Raw genomic sequence first — 1,345 nt, forward strand, 5'->3', positions numbered from 1 at the left:
CCACTGGTGCGGTGGTATCAATCTCAATGGTTGTTGTTGCGCTGTCGCTATGGCCTGCCTCATCACTCGCAGACACACTTACTTCAACATCCCCTTCGGTTAAGTCAGGTAAAGTATCAGCCGCTAAACTCCAGGTCCCATTTTCGTTATTCACTGCGGTGTAATCAATCGCATTGACTGTCACAATCACGGTGGCTGTTGGGTCGTCAATACTGCCGCTTAACGCAGGTGACGTCTCGTTAGTCACTAACGCATCAATACTCACGTTTAAGCCAGTCGTATCCACTTCAACCGTACCGGTGTTTGTCGCGCTATTACCTGCCGCATCTGAAGCGGTGACGGTAATAATGGTTTCACCATCATCCAATGCAGGTAAGGTGTTATCCGCTAATGTCCACGTACCATTAGTATTGTTCGTTGCTGTATATTCAATGCCATTGACCGTCACCACGACCACTGCAGTGCTGTCGTCAACACTACCTGTTAACATCGGCGTGTTATCAGTAGTAATCGTTGAATCAACACTGACTACTGGGCTCGTAGTATCAATTTCTATTACTTTTATATTAGTATCACTATTTCCTGAATTATCTTCAGCAACAACAACAATCTCAATTTCTCCTTCTGCTAAGTCAGGTAAAGTATCAGCCGCTAAACTCCAGGTGTTATCACCGTTATTCACTGCGGTGTACTCAACTTCATTGACCGTCACAATCACAGTGGCTGTTGGGTCATCAATACTGCCGCTTAACGCAGGTGACGTCTCGTTAGTCACTAACGCATCAATACTCACGTTTAAGCCAGTCGTATCCACTTCAAGCGTACCGGTATTTGTCGCGCTATTACCTGCCGCATCTGAAGCGGTGACGGTAATAATGGTTTCACCATCATCCAATGCAGGTAAGGTGTTATCCGCTAATGTCCAAGTGCCATCAGTATTATTAGTCGCGTCATACTGAACACCATCAACTATAACTTCAATAGAAGCTGTAGGATCATTTACAGTCCCTGTTAATTCTGGAGTAGTATCATTGGTATTAATTGAATCGACGCTGACCACTGGTGCGGTGGTATCAATCTCAATGGTTGTTGTTGCACTGTCGCTATGGCCGGCCTCATCACTCGCAGACACACTCACTTCAACCTCACCTTCGGTTAAGTCAGGTAAAGTATCGGCCGCTAAACTCCAGGTCCCATTTTCGTTATTCACTGCGGTGTAATCAACCGCATTGACTGTCACAATCACGGTGGCTGTTGGGTCGTCAATACTGCCGCTTAACGCAGGTGACGTCTCGTTAGTCACTAACGCATCAATACTCACGTTTAAGCCAGTCGTATCCACTTC

The 1,345-nt window shown here is 46.1% G+C and carries 1 protein-coding gene; it reads right to left on the reverse strand.

Annotated features, from left to right (window positions below; translation table 11 throughout):
• Nucleotides 1-1,345: Ig-like domain-containing protein (locus OW492_RS16895; RefSeq protein ID WP_290041694.1), on the reverse strand; the 1,345-nt coding region annotated here is incomplete at both ends.

The organism is Psychromonas sp. 14N.309.X.WAT.B.A12 (assembly GCF_030397575.1).
Lineage (GTDB): Bacteria > Pseudomonadota > Gammaproteobacteria > Enterobacterales > Psychromonadaceae > Psychromonas.